Below are 15,202 nucleotides of genomic sequence, written 5' to 3' on the forward strand. Positions count from 1 at the left end.
AGTCTCCTTGGCAGCGTGGCTTGCCCGTATCATATGAACAGCAAAAATCCTATCCCCAGCGCTTGTGGAACCACATCCACTGGCCCGGATACTCGCGGACCCATTGCTCGACCGTGTCGTTGAGCAATTGCGCCGTGGCGTCGATATCGATCTGGCCCTTGTCGTCGCGCGGCAGCTCCATGCGCTCATAGAGTTCAAGCCGGTAGCGTCCGCCGGGCAGGCGGATACAGCGCGCCGGATAGACATCGCAATCATACTGGCGCGCGAGCTTTGCCAGCAGTGGATTGGTTTTCACCGGGCGGTTGAAGAATGTCGACGGCACGCCACGCGAAAACTTCTGGTCGACGAGCATGCCAACATTGCCGCCATCGCCCAGAATACCTGCCAGCGCCCAGGCAGCACCTGCCTTGGAAGGCACGAGATGGCCCATATTGGTATGGCGGGCTTTCAGAACCTTGTTGGCGATATAGGGATTGTTCGGCGGGCGAAACAGCGCGGTGACATTCAGGCCGAATGTGGCGGCGCAGATCGGCAGCAGCTCGAAATTGCCGGTATGCGCCGTGAAGAAGATATGCGGCTTCTTCTCATCGCGCAGGCGTTCGAAAATCGGAATGCCATCGACTTCGATCAGGCCCGGCTTGGCAGCATGGGGATCGAAATCGAAGATCGCATCGAGGAAAATATACTCTGCCAGAAGGCGCGCCATGGAATCCCACATGTCGCGCGCAATCACTTCGATCTCCGCGTCGCTCTTTTCAGGATAAGCCTTGCGCAGATTGTTGGTTGCGATCTTGTGGCGCGGCGTCAGCGGCCCGACGAGACGGGCCACCTTGGCCGAAAAGCTGATGGCAGCCCTCGCTGGAAACAGGCGCAACAGGCCAAGCAGCACAAAAACGGCCTGAGCCCAGAGCCAGTAATTGAACTGCTTCAGCTTGCGCGACCAGCGAAAGAGCAGGAGCTTCAGTTTGAACATCATGACAGGGACAGGCTTCAGTCGATCTCGAGAATGATCTTGCCGAAGACGTCGCGGCCTTCCATGCGCTTCAAGGCGGTGTCGATATCGTTGAAGCCGACCACTGTGTCGATGACCGGATGCACGATACCACGCGCCATTTTCTGCATGGCGTCTGCCATGTTTTCCATGCGGCAGCCGAAGGAACCCAGAATCTTGAGCTGCTGCTGGAACAGCTGCATCAGGTTCATGTTGGTCGAAACGCCCGAAGTCGAACCGCAGGTGACAAGACGCGCGCCGCGCTTCATGCAGAGCATCGAACCGGCCCAGGTGTCTGCGCCGACATGTTCGAAGACGACATCGACACCCTTCTTCTTGGTCAGCTTGCGCACGACGCCTTCGAAGCGGTCTTCGCGATAGTTGATGACGTGATCCGCGCCGAGAGCCTTGGCCTTCTCGATCTTGTCGTCAGAACCGACCGTTGTGATGACCGTGCAGCCCATCTTCTTGGCAAGCTGGATCGCTGCCGAACCGATGCCCGAGCCGCCAGCCTGTACGAGAACGGTTTCGCCCGGTTCCAGCTTGGCATTGTCGAACAGCATGTGCTCGACCGTGCCGAAGGTCACGGGAGCAACGGCAGCACCGATGGCATCAACGCCGGGAGGTGCCGCCACGAGCAGGCGCGCAGGAAGGTTCACAGCTTCGCAGGCAAAACCGTCGAGATGGAAACCATGCACGCCGCCGACATGTTCGCACAGATTGTCACGGCCTTCGCGGCAGGCGCGGCAAAGGCCGCAGGTGCGCGCACCATAGATCGAAACGAGTTGGCCGGGCAGCAGATTGGAAACGCCGGGGCCAACAGCATCGACAACGCCGGATGCTTCCGCACCGATGACCAGCGGCATTTTGCGCTTGGCGAAAGCCATGCCGCGCCAGCCCCATACGTCGATATGGTTCAGCGCGACCGCCTTGATCTTGACCGTAACTTCACCAAGGCCGGGAGGCGGAGGCGGTGCAATATCGGTGATTTCAAGGCGACGGTCGTCGAGAAGCTGCAAAGCGCGCATGGGCTCTTCCTTTCATGGCATGATCCCGGAGTGCTTCCGCCTTCCGGGATCATCAGGAAATTTTAAATTCGTTTGCCGGACGGATTAATTCGGATTTGCCGCCAAAACAAGGCTCGTATTCTGTCCACCGAAGCCGAATGAGTTTGAAAGCACTGCGGAAACTTCCGCCTGACGCTTCACATTCGGCACAACGTCCAGCGGAATAGCCGGGTCCGGATTGTCGTAATTGATGGTTGGCGGCAGCGTTCCGGTCTGGATCGTAAGCAGCGAGAACACAGCTTCAATCGCACCGGCTGCGGTCAGCGTATGGCCGATCATCGACTTGTTTGACGAAACCGGAATGGATTCGATCCGATCGCCGAATACAGTCGAGAGCGCCAGATATTCCATCTTGTCGTTTTCCGGCGTCGAGGTGCCGTGTGCGTTGACATAGGAAATCTGGTCTTCGGTCAGACCCGCATCGGCAAGGGCGGCGCGCACCGTGCCAATGGCAGGCGAAGCATCCGGCTTCGAACGGGTGCGGTGGAAGTCGTCGGCCTTTTCGCCGCAGCCGGCCAGAATGCCGAGAACCTTTGCGCCGCGGGCAACTGCACTTTCGAGCGATTCCATGACCAGTGCGCCAGAGCCTTCGGCCATGGCAAAGCCGTCGCGATCCTTGGAGAAAGGTTTCGAGGCTTTTTCAGGCTTTTCATTCTGCGTGGACAGTGCAGAGAGCAGCGAGAAGCGGATCAGAGCTTCCGCTGAAACGGAACCGTCGGTGCCAATCGCCAGAACATGGTCGCTTTCGCCGCGACGGATGGCTTCAACGCCAAGCTGGATCGCCGTTGCACCCGACGCGCAGGCGGTGGACAGCGTGATCGGCAGACCACGCGTTCCGAATGCTTCCGAGAGACGCTCGGCGATGTAACCGAACTGCGTGGTGTTGAAGAGTGCTTCATGACGCACGCGACGGCAGGCTTCGAGCAGAAGCTGATAGCTGGCCGGGCCTTCGTTCTTCACACTGGCATCAAGTGCAAAGCGGCTTTTCCAGTCGAGTTCCACCGGCGGGGCAGCCAGAAAGAGCGGTCCGCCGAAATTGGTCGTCGAAAGGCCGGACTGTGCAAGGGCTTCCTCACCGGCAAGACGTGCCAGCTTTTCCGACAGGGCGGAGGCTCCGGTTTCGCTTTCGGGCAGGAAATCCACAGTACCCGCAAAACGAGTGTTCAGATTTTCCAGCGGAAAACGGGTAATGCTGTGAATGCCCGAAACACCGCCGGTCAGCGCGGCCCAGTTATCTTCCTTGCCCTGTCCGAGCGAGGAAACAACGCCTGCGCCCGTGATGGCAACGATGGGGCGGCCCAGATGGTCTGTATATTTGGTCATCTTATGCTCTCACCAGCTTTGCGGCGCCTTCGGCGCGCGTTGCTCCGACAGTGGTGACGACGGCTTCGCTGATTTTGCCATCAGCTGCCTTTTCCGATGCGTTCAGCGGCGCAAAAGCCTCACCCTTCCAGACGGAAATGGCGGCGAGCGCCAGCGCCAGCGGGAATTGTGCCTCGCGCAAATGGCCGGTCAGGCCGGATATGCCGCGATATGCTGCGGAAAAGCCGTCCAGGACGGATTTTTCGGCCTTGGTCGCGTCGTGAGCGCCGGATGCGCCGGAAACCACATAAGCTGGGTCCTTGCCGTCATTGGCCGCAAGAACAAGATCACGAACGGTCTTTGCAAGATCGTCGCTTTCGCGGCGGATCTGCGTGGCTGCGATTCCCGCAACTTCCGCATAGGCGCGTGCGCCGCGCTTTGCGGCATGTTCGGCGTTTTCGAGAACGAGGAACACACCGCCGGAACCGGAGATTATGCCGCCGCCAGCCGAGCCGTCACGCTCCCAGAGGGGTGCCCAGCCGTCATGCTTGAGCAGTCCGCCCAGCTCGTGACCGAGAATCATGTCGAAATGTTCGGCATTGTAGGAGCCGCCCACCAGCGCATGCGTGCTTTGCCCGGTGCGGATGCGGGCTGCCGCTGTTTCAATAGCCGAAATGCCGGAGCCTTCTTCGCCCATGAAAGTGCGCGAAGATCCCGTCACCTTGTGGACGATAGAAATATTGCCAGCGAGCAGATTGGAAAGCTGCGCCAGAAACAGGGTCGGCCGCAGTTCGGTCGAGAGTTTCTCATTCAGCATCACACCGCGATTGTTGCTGGTGCGGCCTTCTTCGAGAATCTGCATGTCGACGGTAATGTCGCGTTCGCCACCACCTGCGCCCACAACCATATCCATGGTCGCGCAGAGCGCTTCATCATCCTTCATGCCTGCATCTTGCAGCGCGAGGCCTGCGGCATAGGTGCCGAGTCGCTGCCAGGTTTCCATCTGGCGCTGGTCACCGCGCTTTGGGATTTGCAGGCTCCAATCGACTTCGCCGAGTGGATGAACGGTGTAAGGAGCAAAGGCTTCTCTTTCGAGGCGTGGTTCGCTACCCGCTGTCGAAAAAGCGTTCCAATGCACTTCGGCGCCTTCGCCGAGTGATGAAATAATGCCGATGCCGGTGATGACGACTTTATTGTTCTGCATGGGTCCGGTTCTGCCGTGATGAGGCCAAGGGGCTGTCCTAGGAACTGTCTTGTGCTCCAGAAACGGAATCAGGGCGAACATTGCTGTCCACCCTTCAATACCGTCAATTTTTCAGCGAGCTCAGGCCTTTTTGGCCGCAACCAGCTCGTCGATCTTGGCGCAGAGATTCTTCAGGACGAAGTATTCTTCGGTCGGAACCTTGCCTTCGTTTACTTCCTGCGTCCACTGCTCAAGCGGAATCTTGATGCCGAAAGCCTTGTCGATAGCGAAGACGATGTCGAGGAAGTCGAGGCTGTCGATGCCCAGATCGTCGATGGTGTGGCTTTCCGGCGTGATGGTGTCACGATCGATTTCACTGGTTTCGGCGATGATGTCGGCGACTTTGTCAAAAGTAGAGGACAAGTTTCGATTCCTTTATTCCTGATGATGCCGCGAATTATAGGCATCTGATTTTCTTGTCGCATTTCGCGGCCAGCAAAAGTGTTGGGCACATGTGCTGGAAATGCTCTGTATGCGCGTGTCTAGCGTTTTTCCGGTCACGAGGAAAGTCATATTACTTTCAAGATCACCGGGAGTTCGATGCGCATATAAGATGCCAGACGAGCGAAGCGCAACATAAAGGCAATCTCAATTTTTTGAAATCTCTTCATGCGGCGTTGTTGTGGCCTCTTTTTCAACGCTTGACGAAATAGATGACACCGATGAGCGATAGCGCGATCATCGCACAAGCCAGCCCCGTTTCCAGTGGGCCATCCTGCACGATAATGGCAACCAATCCGGATACGATACTCGCCAATGTGCCAAGCACTCCAGGCTGTTGTATAGTATTTACAACAGGATTGCTGCTCTGCGCTGCCTCTGGTCTGGTGTTGTAGGCCGGTTCATAGGAGTGCGGGAATGAAATTCCAGCGGAATGAGCCGCGTCAATATCGCTGACAGGCCTCTCGGCAAGCGCCAGCGCGCGCGCGCGCACCCGTTCCACACGAGCCTGCCAGCCTTTGCCGAAGGTTGCGGCGGCGGCCAGTCCCCGGAGCCATGCGGACCGCTCATCGCATAGGCGATCGATAATATCTTGTGGTGGGCGGGCTGACAGCGCCGCGAAGGTTGCGGGCCCGAGAAATCCGTCTTGTAGAATACCAAGTATTTGCTGCAACATCTTTATAGCATGACTTGGGCCAGAATTGACCGCAAAGTCCAGCATTGCATAGTCAACGCCTGAGGGAAGACTGTCGCCGTCGATCTTGTTCCAATACTGCTTTCTGTAAATTTCTGTTGCAGTATCTTTTGTAAGATTTTTCACATCCTGCGCAGTTTCGGAATGACCTGCCCATCCTGCCAGAGTACCGATAGTAATACCCATATTGGTTGCGCCGCCAGGATCGGCAGGATTATCGACATATCCGCCTTCTTCCTGAAATATATAGGGCATAACTGCCGCAAAATTGGATCGCATATCTATACCTTTTTCAATTTATATTTGAAAAATATATTAAATACGGGGTCAGTAATACTGAATGCTCTAACATATAGACATGTAAAAAATATCGGAGGAATCGATTGTGATCAAGCGGTAACCCTCTTGCTTAAGAGCTTGCAATGCGGCTTGATGCGGTTCCCTTAAATCATACTTTTACAGGCGGCAGACGTGACATCGGAAGTTTTCGGACATGCGCCAGACGGGCAGGCGGTTCATCGGCTGACCATCTCCAACGGGCCGTTGACGGCCAAGATCATCACTTGGGGCGCGGCAATTCAGGATTTGCGCATGGCGGGCCATGATGCGCCGCTGGTGATCGGCTATCAGAATTTTGACGATTATCCCGCCCATTCGCCGCATCTGGGTGCAATTGCAGGCCGCTCGGCCAATCGCATTCGCGACGCGCATTTTGTGCTGGGCGGGAAGACCTATGAAGTCGAGGCGAACTATCTGGGACGCCATAACCTTCATGGCGGCAGCAAGGGACTCGGCAACCGTGTCTGGAAAGTCACCGGCAGCGGGGCGGATTATGTCACGCTGAGCACGGTTGCCGAAGATGGTGAAATGGGCTTTCCCGGCAATCTGAAGGTCAGCTGCACCTATATGCTCAATGGCAACGGTGCTTTGATCGTGCGGCTGGAAGCTGTGACTGATAAGCCAACGGTGTGTAACCTTCTGCATCACAGCTATTTCAATCTCGACGATGGCGGCGAAAGTGACATTCTCGACCATCAGCTGAAGATTCTCGCCGACGCCTATATGCCGGTCGATGAGGCGCTGATTCCAGACGGGCGCGTTCTGCCGGTCAAGGACACGGTGTTCGACTTCCGCGATTATCGCCCGATCCGCCATGCTGAAAACGGCAAGCAGGTCGAATATGACAGCAATTTCTGTCTTTCGGCTACACGTGTGCCGTTGCGTCTTTGCGCTTCCGTCAAGGGCGCGAAGTCGGGTGTTCGTATGGACGTGCTGACAACAGAGCCGGGTGTCCAGTTCTATGCGGGCAATACGATGGCTAATGATTGCATCGGCCTGACGGGTAAGCCTTACGGGAAACATGCGGGCTTCTGTCTGGAGCCGCAAATCTGGCCGGGTTCGCTTGAATATCCTTATTTCCCGCAGGCGATTCTGCGCCCGGGCGAAATCTACGCGCAGGAAAGTCGTTTCGCCTTCACGCGGGATTAGTTAGCATCACCCGGTATAAGCGGCGCGCGCCGTCTCCATGGGCGTGAGCGCGCCGCGTGTTTCTACGACACGGGCTGCAACGGCATGGGCCTTGTGTGCGGCTTCGACCGGCGAAAGTCCATCCATTCGCGCAACAAGATAAGCGCCGTTGAAGCTGTCACCGGCACCTGTGGTATCCACGGCATTGGCGAAAACGGAGGGAACCAGCGTCTGTTCGCCGTTGGCCGCGACCAGGGCCGGTTCCGTGCCGTCCTTGACGACAACTTCCTTCACACCAAGGCCGATAAGGCGTCCAGCACAGGCCTCGGCATTGGTGTCGCCGAAAAGCGCCTGTTCATCAGGGAAAGTCGGCAGGGCGATATCGGCAAGGCGCATTGCTTCGCTGATGATGTCCTGCGCGGCCTTGCGGTCCGGCCAGAGCTGGTAGCGGAAATTGGGATCGAAAGCGATCCGCGATCCCGCAGCGCGGCATTGCCGCAGCACGTCGAAGAATGTTTCGCGATGTTCCGGCAGGACGATTGCGATGGAAATCCCCGAAAAATAGATGATGTCGCGCCCGGAAAGGCTCTGTTCAAGCGCAGCCCGATCACTGGCAAGACGGCGCGCGGCGGCATCGCTGCGCCAATAGGTGAAGGAGCGTTCCGCACCGTTCAGCGTGATGGCATAAAGGCCCGGATGCACACCGGCGATCACAGGGCTATGCGCAATGCCGATGCCATTGGATGAGAAGAAAACGCGCTGTTTCTGCGAGAAATTGTCTTCGCCGAAAGCGCTCACATAATCGACCGGAAACGATCTGTCGGTCAGTGCGCGAACATACCAGGCGGTGTTCAGCGTATCGCCAGCAAAACCCATGCGCCACTGGTCGCCTTCGCCGCCCGAAAGCTCAATCATGCACTCGCCGATAGACGCGAAACCGCTCATCTTTTTCTCCTCAAATCGATTACAGACGCCTATACCAATTTTCTGTGATGTAAAATCGCTTTGTCAGTTGTCTTCCATCATTGTCATACAGGCTTTATCGACTTGCCACATTCGTTGTGTAACGATCCCGCGCCGCGCTACGGCGAGACACGTTCCAGACCAAGGATTTGAAATGCGTTATGCGATCTACTTCACGCCGCCTTCCAGCGATGCGCTTCTGAAGGTTGCGGCCAACTGGCTGGGGCGGAACGCCTTTAGCGGTGAGCCGGTCAAGCTGCCGGCGATTCGCTCGCTTGGCACGGAAGAGATTGCATCGCTGACCGATGAACCGCGTCGTTATGGTTTTCATGCCACGATGAAAGCGCCGTTTCGGCTGAATGACAATCAGACTGAAAGCGAACTCCTGTCGGCATTGATGCATTTCGCATCGTCGGTTGAACCCGTCATCATTCCACGTCTGAAGCTTCGGGCCATCGGGCCGTTCTTTGCGCTGGTGCCGCATGAACCGGTCACGGCCTTGAACCAGCTCGCCAATGATGTTGTCGTTGCGCTGGATCGTTTCCGCGCGCCGCTCAATGAAGCGGAAATTGCCAAGCGCCGTCCCGAACGCCTGAGCGAAGCACAGCGCCACAATCTGGAACGCTGGGGCTATCCATATGTTTTTGAAGAGTTCCGCTTCCACATGACCCTGACTGGTCCGGTTGCGGAAGGCGACCGCGCACGGATTGAGCGTCGGCTGGAAGAATTCTTCGCGCCGCTTCTCAACGATCCGGTCGAGGTTGCGAATCTCGCTTTGTTCGTGGAACCTGAGAAGGGCGCGCCCTTCGAGATTCATTCGCTGCATCCGCTGACGGGTGGAGCCACGAAGACGCGGACCCAGCGGGCAGTGGGGAGGCCTTGAGCGATGACCAGTGAAACTATCCTGCGTAACGCGCGTATCGTTCGCGCAGACGATGTCATCGAAGGTTCGATCAAGCTCGTTGACGGTCAGATTGCCGATATTGCCAGCGGGCCGTCATCAGTCGGCGAAGACATGGAAGGCGACTTCCTGACGCCGGGTCTGATCGAACTGCACACCGACCATCTCGAAGGGCATTATGCGCCGCGTCCCAAAGTGCGCTGGAACCCGATTGCCGCCGTGCAGGCGCATGATGCGCAGATTGCCGCTTCCGGCATCACCACCGTATTCGACGCCTTGCGCATCGGTCTGGATGACGATGCGCAGACCGGCATCGACGACATGCTGAAGCTTTCCACGGCAATAGCGGAAGGCCGTGCGGCGGGTCGGTTGCGTGCCGACCATTTCCTGCATATGCGCTGCGAGGTTTCCGCGCCGGATTGTCTTTCGGCCTTTGAACGTTTCGGCAGTCATCCGCTGATCAGACTGGTCTCACTGATGGACCATGCGCCGGGACAGCGGCAATTCACCAATCTAGATGCCTACAAGGCTTACTTTCTGGGCAAGAACAAGCTGTCGGAAGAAGAGTTCCGGATTTATTGCGAGCGCCGCGTTGGCCAGTCGCAGATTTATTCCGCCAAGACGCGCAAGGCGATTGCCGATCTGTGCCACGAACGCGGCGTGATCCTGGCAAGCCACGACGATGCGACGCTCGATCATGTTGCCGAAGCGCGTGAACAGGGCATTCGCGTTGCCGAGTTTCCGACCACGCACACGGCGGCCAAAGCCTCGAAGGAATCCGGCATGTCGGTGTTGATGGGCGCGCCGAATGTGGTTCGCGGTGGCTCGCATTCGGGCAATGTTTCGGCACGAGAGCTGGTCGAGGCCGGGCATCTCGACATTATCTCGTCGGATTATATCCCGGCGAGCATGATGCAGTCGGCATTTTTTCTGGCCGATGTGCTGGCCCATGCTCCCAATGCGGTTTCATTGCCACAGGCTATTCGTCTGGTTTCGAAGAACCCTGCGCAGGCTGTGGGCTTTGATGATCGTGGCGAAATAGCTGAAGGCAAGCGCGCCGATCTGGTGCGTGTTCAGGTGGCCGAACATGTGCCGATTATCAAGACAGTTTGGCGCGAGGGGCGGCGGGTCATTTGATTCCGGCTCTGACGGCCTGCAAATGGCGTTGTTCTGCGCTTCCAGTGCTCATGTGCTTAAGCACACTGCGCTCCGGTTCTCGAACTCCACCATTTTCGGCTCGTCATAACCAGAATTTCGTCGCGCTTATCCGACCGAAATGGTCTCACCGACGGCAAGGCTAAGCTTGCCGTTATCGGCTACGCTCAGTTCCAGCTCGCGATAGCTGTCGATGCTTCGATGCGAGGTTTTTGGCGAATGTGGGTGGGTCGCTGTGACGACAATCACGCAAGCGCCAGCCGATTCGCCTGCAACGATGCCAGCTGGCGCGTCTTCGAACACCAGACAACGGTGCGGATCAAAGCCGAGCTTCTTCGCGCCAAGCTCGAAGCATTCAGGGCTCGGCTTGCCGCGTTCAACATCTTCCGCCGAAACGATGGTCTTCGGCAGCGGCAATCCTGCTGCCTTGATGCGACGACGGGCCAGCTCGAGTGGAGCAGATGTCACAATCGCCCAGCGGTCTTCCGGCAGCGTGTTCAGGAAATCGCAGACACCGTCGATTGGGACGATGCCATCCAGATCGGCCATTTCTGCTTCCAGCAGGATTGCAGCTTCCTGATCAGGGTCGAGACCAATATCGAGACGACGAACCGTGTCGACCGCGCGCACGCCGTGAATGGTCGGCAAAAATGTGACCGGATCGATCCCGTGACGCTTGGCCCATTCTCCCCAGACGCGTTCTGTCGCCGCGATGGAGCTGAGGATCGTGCCATCCATGTCGAACAGGAAGGCATCGAAGGTTTTGCCGAAGGGAGAAAGGGAGGTCACGCCGGATTTCCTTGAATGAATGAGAAAAGAATCGGAAGGAACGCTTTAGAACGCGATCATAATGCGCAAATGCGTCGAAAGTCACAGCCTCTCGACATATAACGGCACTGGTTGGCGCTGAGCACGATAAAGTCCTATATAGAAGCATCGAGAAACCCAAGCCGCAAAACTTGAACATTTCGCGCAAGTGTGGCTTTTTGCGCCGTTCCGATACCCGATTGCTTGCAATCGGGCCGATTAGTCTGAAACGCTCCATGAATCGCCTTCTTAGGATTTATGTCTAAATGTCTGATGTAACATCGAAAAATCGCAACTACCGGGACTATCGCTTCGCCGTTGCGCCGATGATCGATTGGTCAGACAGACATTGCCGGTATCTTCACAGGCTCTTTTCGAAGCGCGCTTTGCTTTATACGGAAATGGTTGTGGCGAATGCGGCGATCCATGGTCCGCGCGAACGTTTGCTCGGTTTCGATGCGGCAGAACACCCAATCGCCTTGCAGTTGGGCGGGTCTGACCCAGCCAAGCTGGCGGAAGCGGCGAAAATCGGGATCGGCTTCGGTTATGATGAGATCAACCTGAATGTCGGCTGCCCATCGGACCGCGTGCAGTCGGGTACATTTGGCGCTTGCCTGATGCAGACGCCCGAAATCGTGGCGCGCTGTGTCGAAGCGATGAAAAGCGTTGTTTCTGTCCCGGTCACGGTCAAGTGCCGTATTGGCGTCGACGATCAGGACCCGGAAGTGGCGTTGGATGCGCTCGCTGATCTGGCGCTTGCCGCCGGAGCCGACGCCCTGTGGGTGCATGCGCGCAAGGCATGGCTGAAAGGTCTGTCGCCGAAGGAAAACCGCGAAATCCCGCCGCTCGATTATGATCGCGCCTATCGGTTGAAGGCGCGTCTCGGTAATGTTTTCATCGGCATTAATGGCGGTATTACCACGCTTGATGAAGCAAAAACCCATCTGGAACATATGGACGGGGTGATGCTCGGGCGCGCTGCCTATCACAATCCAGCCTTGCTGGCGGACGTGGATGCCCGTCTGTTTGGCGATGAACCCGTTTCGGTTGATATGGCGGATATTATTGAGGCCATGTGCGAATATACCGACAGGCATATTGCGTCGGGCGGCAGGCTTTCGCATGTGAGCCGCCATATGGTGGGTCTGTTCAGCGGCCTGCCGGGGGCTCGCCGCTGGCGTCAGATGCTGTCCACCGACGCGACAAAGCCGGGTGCTACCAGCGACGTGCTGCGTGAAGCCTATGCGGAAGTAACCGAAGCTAACGCCGAAGCAGCTTAATCGATCAGGATCAACTGGTCGCCGCGCACCGTAAAGCCGCCCAGCGTTTGCAGGAAATTCATGCCGAGCAGACTACCGGTCATCAGGCCTTCCTTGGTGACCATGGCGCGAACATCGTGGCGCTCAATGTCGCCGATCTGCAGGTTGGCAATCGTTATGCTCGCCGCAGAAGCCGTGCCATTGGCTGTCATCACCGGCACGTTATAGTTCAGCGACGCCGTATCGAGGCCAGCGCGCTCTGCGTCCTCCTGTGAAAGGACGACCGAAGAAGCGCCTGTATCGACCAGAAAATGCACGCGCGCGCCGTTGACGCGGCCATTCACTTCGAAATGTCCGTTGGAAGACTTGGCAAGCGTGACCGTCACAGCGCCTTCGGCGTTTCGTCCGGAAATCGGACTGCCGGGAATAAGGCCCGCAGTGATGCGGCTCGCCGCCTCCTGAAGATCGTAGCGATACTGATAGCCCGCGACGAGGCCGAGAATAATCACCGCCCAGACGGCCATATTGCGCGCGAAATCCGAAAGCTTGATGCCGGAGCCGAGCAAACCCGCGGCGAGCACCACGCCCCATATGCCGAGATAGGCTGCGCGAGCGAAGACATCATTGTCGAGCCCCATCGTGGTGCCGCTGTCATTGTTGGACATCAGCAACAAAGCGACGATTGCGACAGCGGCAATAACGAGCCAGAAAAAACGCCCCATCAGCCTACTTTCTTTTCAATGAGAATTTCATGACGGTCGGGCAGAAGCGATAGTACCGTAATTTGCTCTTCGGCGGTCATGTGCGACCAGCGTGTAATTTCATCAAGCGTGCGTGCGCAACCAAGGCAAAAGCCGGTTTCAGCGTCCATCGTGCATATCAATATGCAGGGTGATTTGATTGTCGCCGTGTTCATGAGTGAAATGTGGTTGCATTACAGGGCCATGACAAGCCCGATTAACACCGCAAGGGAAGCGATTTGTTGGGCCGCGCCCAAGGTGTCGCCCGTCTGGCCGCCGATTTTCGACATGCAAAGCCGGGCAAAGCCGACGAGCAGCAGCGTCACAAGAACAAGCGCGTTGATGACGGACAGAACGCCGCCTGAAGGGATCAGTCCGACCGCCATGATCACGAAGCCGAGTGCCGCGCCGCAAACCACGGTTTCCCAATTTGGCGCACCAACGCTATCGGCAAGCCCGCCGGGACGGGCGGATGGCAGGCTATGCCAGAAGGCGAGCATGGCAGAACGGCTTGAGGCTTCGCTCGCGATCAGCGCAAGCAGCGCATAGCCGGGGCCAGCGCGCTCAATAATGGCTGTCAGCAGAGAAACCTTGATACCGACCCAAATGATGAGTGTGAGCGCGGCAAAGGTGCCGATGCGGGAATCTTTCATGATGTCGAGGCGACGCTCCGGCGTTGCTCCGCCGAAGAAGCCATCTGCCGTGTCGCCAAGCCCGTCTTCATGCAATGCGCCGGTCATGGCTGCCAGCGCGCCGACTGCGATAAATCCGCAGGCGAGGGCAGGCAGATGCAGGGAATTGGCGATCATCAGCGCGATGCCTGTAATCAGGCCCAGAACAGCACCGGCAAGCGGGAAGGCGCGTGCATTGCGCAGCAGCGAATCGTCCGTGTTCTCGAACCAGCTTTGCGGAAGCGGAAGGCGGCTCAGAAAGCCGAGCGACCGGATTGTATCGCCTATGAAACCATTTCGCTGCAAATGACTGCTCCGCAACACTTTATCGCCCACAGGACTGTTTTAGGGCTCGCGATATTTCGCCTCAAGGGCCATCGGCTCGAAGAGGTGATTTGAAAAATTGTGTGAGTGCTTATAGGACGTGCCAAACAGATTTGCATCTCCCATGATCGATTGGACTGAACGATATGAGCGCCAGTGGCCTTCCCTTTGACGATTTTCGTGAACTGATCCGCAATCTGCCCGGTCCCGATCTGGGTGCGGAAAGGGCAGTGCGCGAGCGCGAGGTAACTTTGACCAAGCCTGCCGGTTCGCTGGGACGCCTTGAAGACATCGCCGCCTGGCTTGCCGCCTGGACGGGCAAGCGCACGCCGCAGATCAATCGCCCGCTGGTCGCAGTCTTTGCAGGCAATCACGGCGTCACGGCAAAGAACATTACGCCGTTCCCGTCCAGCGTTACGGCGCAGATGGTTGAGAATTTTGCGGCAGGCGGTGCGGCGATCAACCAGATCTGCATTGCCAATGATCTGGGACTGAAGGTTTTCGATCTGGCGCTGGAACATCCGACAGCCGACATCACCGAAGAACCGGCCATGGATGAGCGCACCTGCGCGGCGACTATGGCATTTGGCATGGAAGCGATTGCCGGTGGCACCGATCTTCTCTGCATTGGTGAAATGGGTATCGGTAACACGACCATTGCGGCGGCGATTGCACTCGCATTGTTTGGTGGTACGGCGGAAGACTGGGTTGGACCGGGCACGGGCTCGACGGGCGATCTGTTGCAGCGCAAGCTTGCAGCGGTCCGTCAGGCGGTTGCCTTGCATCAGGCGCATCTGAAAGACCCGCTTGAAGTGCTGCGCCGCCTCGGTGGCCGTGAAATCGCAGCCATGGCTGGCGCCATTCTGGCCGCCCGCATGGAAAAAATCCCGGTGATTATCGACGGTTTTGTGGCGTCTTCGGCTGCGGCCATACTCTATGCCGCAAATCCGGAAGCGATCGATCATTGCCTGTTTGGCCATGTCTCGGCTGAACCGGGCCATCGTCTGCTGCTGGCCAAGCTCGGCAAAGAGCCGCTTCTCGATCTCGGCATGCGTCTTGGCGAAGGAACCGGCGCTGCTCTCGCTGCCAGCATCGTCAAGGCAGCCGCGCAGTGCCACAGCGGCATGGCCACCTTTGAACAGGCTGGTGTGGCTTCAGCGAAGCACTGATAAAAAGC

16 protein-coding genes are annotated in these 15,202 nt (G+C 57.5%); 5 read left to right on the plus strand and 11 right to left on the minus strand.

Going from position 1 to position 15,202, the window contains the following annotated elements:
• Positions 1–49 precede the first annotated feature (49 nt).
• From QBD01_RS06215 to QBD01_RS06240, 6 genes are all read right to left on the minus strand, one after another.
• Positions 50–976, minus strand: coding sequence for a lipid A biosynthesis lauroyl acyltransferase (locus QBD01_RS06215; protein WP_182520302.1), 927 nt, complete (start codon positions 974–976; stop codon positions 50–52).
• 14 nt (positions 977–990) lie between these two features.
• Positions 991–2,019, minus strand: a complete 1,029-nt coding sequence (locus tag QBD01_RS06220) for a zinc-binding dehydrogenase (protein WP_280992012.1) — start codon at positions 2,017–2,019, stop codon at positions 991–993.
• An 84-nt stretch (positions 2,020–2,103) separates the two neighbouring features.
• Positions 2,104–3,381, minus strand: coding sequence for a beta-ketoacyl-ACP synthase (locus QBD01_RS06225; protein ID WP_138785036.1), 1,278 nt, complete (start codon positions 3,379–3,381; stop codon positions 2,104–2,106).
• A gap of 1 nt (position 3,382) precedes the next feature.
• Positions 3,383–4,564 (minus strand): beta-ketoacyl-ACP synthase, encoded by a 1,182-nt coding sequence (locus tag QBD01_RS06230; RefSeq protein WP_280992013.1) that lies wholly within the window; start codon positions 4,562–4,564, stop codon positions 3,383–3,385.
• 120 nt (positions 4,565–4,684) lie between these two features.
• Positions 4,685–4,966, minus strand: coding sequence for an acyl carrier protein (locus QBD01_RS06235; protein WP_078338469.1), 282 nt, complete (start codon positions 4,964–4,966; stop codon positions 4,685–4,687).
• 271 nt (positions 4,967–5,237) lie between these two features.
• Positions 5,238–6,017: a glycoside hydrolase family 108 protein gene (locus tag QBD01_RS06240; protein ID WP_280992014.1), complete on the minus strand. Its 780-nt coding sequence runs from the start codon at positions 6,015–6,017 to the stop codon at positions 5,238–5,240.
• A 192-nt stretch (positions 6,018–6,209) separates the two neighbouring features.
• On the opposite strand from QBD01_RS06240, the gene QBD01_RS06245 reads away from it, so the two are divergent.
• Positions 6,210–7,226, plus strand: a complete 1,017-nt coding sequence (locus QBD01_RS06245; protein ID WP_280992015.1) for an aldose epimerase family protein — start codon at positions 6,210–6,212, stop codon at positions 7,224–7,226.
• 6 nt (positions 7,227–7,232) lie between these two features.
• Here QBD01_RS06245 and QBD01_RS06250 read toward each other — a convergent pair whose 3' ends face one another.
• Complete coding sequence (locus QBD01_RS06250) at positions 7,233–8,150, minus strand: sugar kinase (RefSeq protein ID WP_280992016.1); 918 nt, start codon at positions 8,148–8,150, stop codon at positions 7,233–7,235.
• A gap of 172 nt (positions 8,151–8,322) precedes the next feature.
• Between QBD01_RS06250 and QBD01_RS06255 the strand changes: the two genes are divergently transcribed.
• Entirely contained in the window at positions 8,323–9,051 is a 729-nt protein-coding gene (locus QBD01_RS06255) for a DUF1045 domain-containing protein (RefSeq protein WP_280992017.1), read from the plus strand.
• A gap of 3 nt (positions 9,052–9,054) precedes the next feature.
• Positions 9,055–10,206: an alpha-D-ribose 1-methylphosphonate 5-triphosphate diphosphatase gene (locus QBD01_RS06260; protein WP_280992018.1), complete on the plus strand. Its 1,152-nt coding sequence runs from the start codon at positions 9,055–9,057 to the stop codon at positions 10,204–10,206.
• Between the two features lie 126 nt (positions 10,207–10,332).
• Here QBD01_RS06260 and QBD01_RS06265 read toward each other — a convergent pair whose 3' ends face one another.
• On the minus strand, positions 10,333–11,013 hold the full coding sequence (locus tag QBD01_RS06265; protein ID WP_280992019.1) for an HAD family hydrolase: 681 nt from the start codon (positions 11,011–11,013) through the stop codon (positions 10,333–10,335).
• A gap of 284 nt (positions 11,014–11,297) precedes the next feature.
• On the opposite strand from QBD01_RS06265, the gene dusA reads away from it, so the two are divergent.
• Positions 11,298–12,311: a tRNA dihydrouridine(20/20a) synthase DusA gene (gene dusA / locus QBD01_RS06270; protein ID WP_280992020.1), complete on the plus strand. Its 1,014-nt coding sequence runs from the start codon at positions 11,298–11,300 to the stop codon at positions 12,309–12,311.
• Here the strand turns inward: dusA and QBD01_RS06275 are convergent.
• From QBD01_RS06275 to QBD01_RS06285, 3 genes are read right to left on the minus strand one after another with little or no spacing between them, the layout of a single operon-like run.
• Complete coding sequence (locus QBD01_RS06275) at positions 12,308–13,012, minus strand: TIGR02281 family clan AA aspartic protease (protein ID WP_280992021.1); 705 nt, start codon at positions 13,010–13,012, stop codon at positions 12,308–12,310. The genes dusA and QBD01_RS06275 overlap by 4 nt on opposite strands.
• Positions 13,012–13,206: a DUF1289 domain-containing protein gene (locus tag QBD01_RS06280; protein ID WP_392391312.1), complete on the minus strand. Its 195-nt coding sequence runs from the start codon at positions 13,204–13,206 to the stop codon at positions 13,012–13,014. The genes QBD01_RS06275 and QBD01_RS06280 overlap by 1 nt, the downstream gene beginning before the upstream one ends.
• 18 nt (positions 13,207–13,224) lie before the next feature.
• Positions 13,225–14,007 carry an adenosylcobinamide-GDP ribazoletransferase gene (locus QBD01_RS06285; protein ID WP_280992023.1) on the minus strand — a complete coding sequence of 261 codons (783 nt, stop codon included), beginning with the start codon at positions 14,005–14,007 and terminating at the stop codon, positions 13,225–13,227.
• A gap of 164 nt (positions 14,008–14,171) precedes the next feature.
• Here QBD01_RS06285 and cobT point away from each other — a divergent pair, with 164 nt between their 5' ends.
• Positions 14,172–15,194 carry a nicotinate-nucleotide--dimethylbenzimidazole phosphoribosyltransferase gene (cobT, locus tag QBD01_RS06290; RefSeq protein WP_078338479.1) on the plus strand — a complete coding sequence of 341 codons (1,023 nt, stop codon included), beginning with the start codon at positions 14,172–14,174 and terminating at the stop codon, positions 15,192–15,194.
• The last annotated feature ends 8 nt before the right edge of the window (positions 15,195–15,202 follow it).

Source organism: Ochrobactrum sp. 19YEA23 (assembly GCF_029909865.1).
Lineage (GTDB): Bacteria > Pseudomonadota > Alphaproteobacteria > Rhizobiales > Rhizobiaceae > Brucella > Brucella gambitense.

Coding starts and splice junctions, on each gene's coding strand:
- QBD01_RS06215 (WP_182520302.1), bottom strand. CDS start 976: ATGATGTTCAAACTGAAGCTCCTGCTCTTTCGCTGGTCGCGCAAGCTG.
- QBD01_RS06220 (WP_280992012.1), bottom strand. CDS start 2,019: ATGCGCGCTTTGCAGCTTCTCGACGACCGTCGCCTTGAAATCACCGAT.
- QBD01_RS06225 (WP_138785036.1), bottom strand. CDS start 3,381: ATGACCAAATATACAGACCATCTGGGCCGCCCCATCGTTGCCATCACG.
- QBD01_RS06230 (WP_280992013.1), bottom strand. CDS start 4,564: ATGCAGAACAATAAAGTCGTCATCACCGGCATCGGCATTATTTCATCA.
- QBD01_RS06240 (WP_280992014.1), bottom strand. CDS start 6,017: ATGCGATCCAATTTTGCGGCAGTTATGCCCTATATATTTCAGGAAGAA.
- QBD01_RS06250 (WP_280992016.1), bottom strand. CDS start 8,150: ATGAGCGGTTTCGCGTCTATCGGCGAGTGCATGATTGAGCTTTCGGGC.
- QBD01_RS06255 (WP_280992017.1), top strand. CDS start 8,323: ATGCGTTATGCGATCTACTTCACGCCGCCTTCCAGCGATGCGCTTCTG.
- QBD01_RS06260 (WP_280992018.1), top strand. CDS start 9,055: ATGACCAGTGAAACTATCCTGCGTAACGCGCGTATCGTTCGCGCAGAC.
- dusA (WP_280992020.1), top strand. CDS start 11,298: ATGTCTGATGTAACATCGAAAAATCGCAACTACCGGGACTATCGCTTC.
- QBD01_RS06275 (WP_280992021.1), bottom strand. CDS start 13,012: ATGGGGCGTTTTTTCTGGCTCGTTATTGCCGCTGTCGCAATCGTCGCT.
- QBD01_RS06280 (WP_392391312.1), bottom strand. CDS start 13,206: ATGAACACGGCGACAATCAAATCACCCTGCATATTGATATGCACGATG.
- cobT (WP_078338479.1), top strand. CDS start 14,172: ATGAGCGCCAGTGGCCTTCCCTTTGACGATTTTCGTGAACTGATCCGC.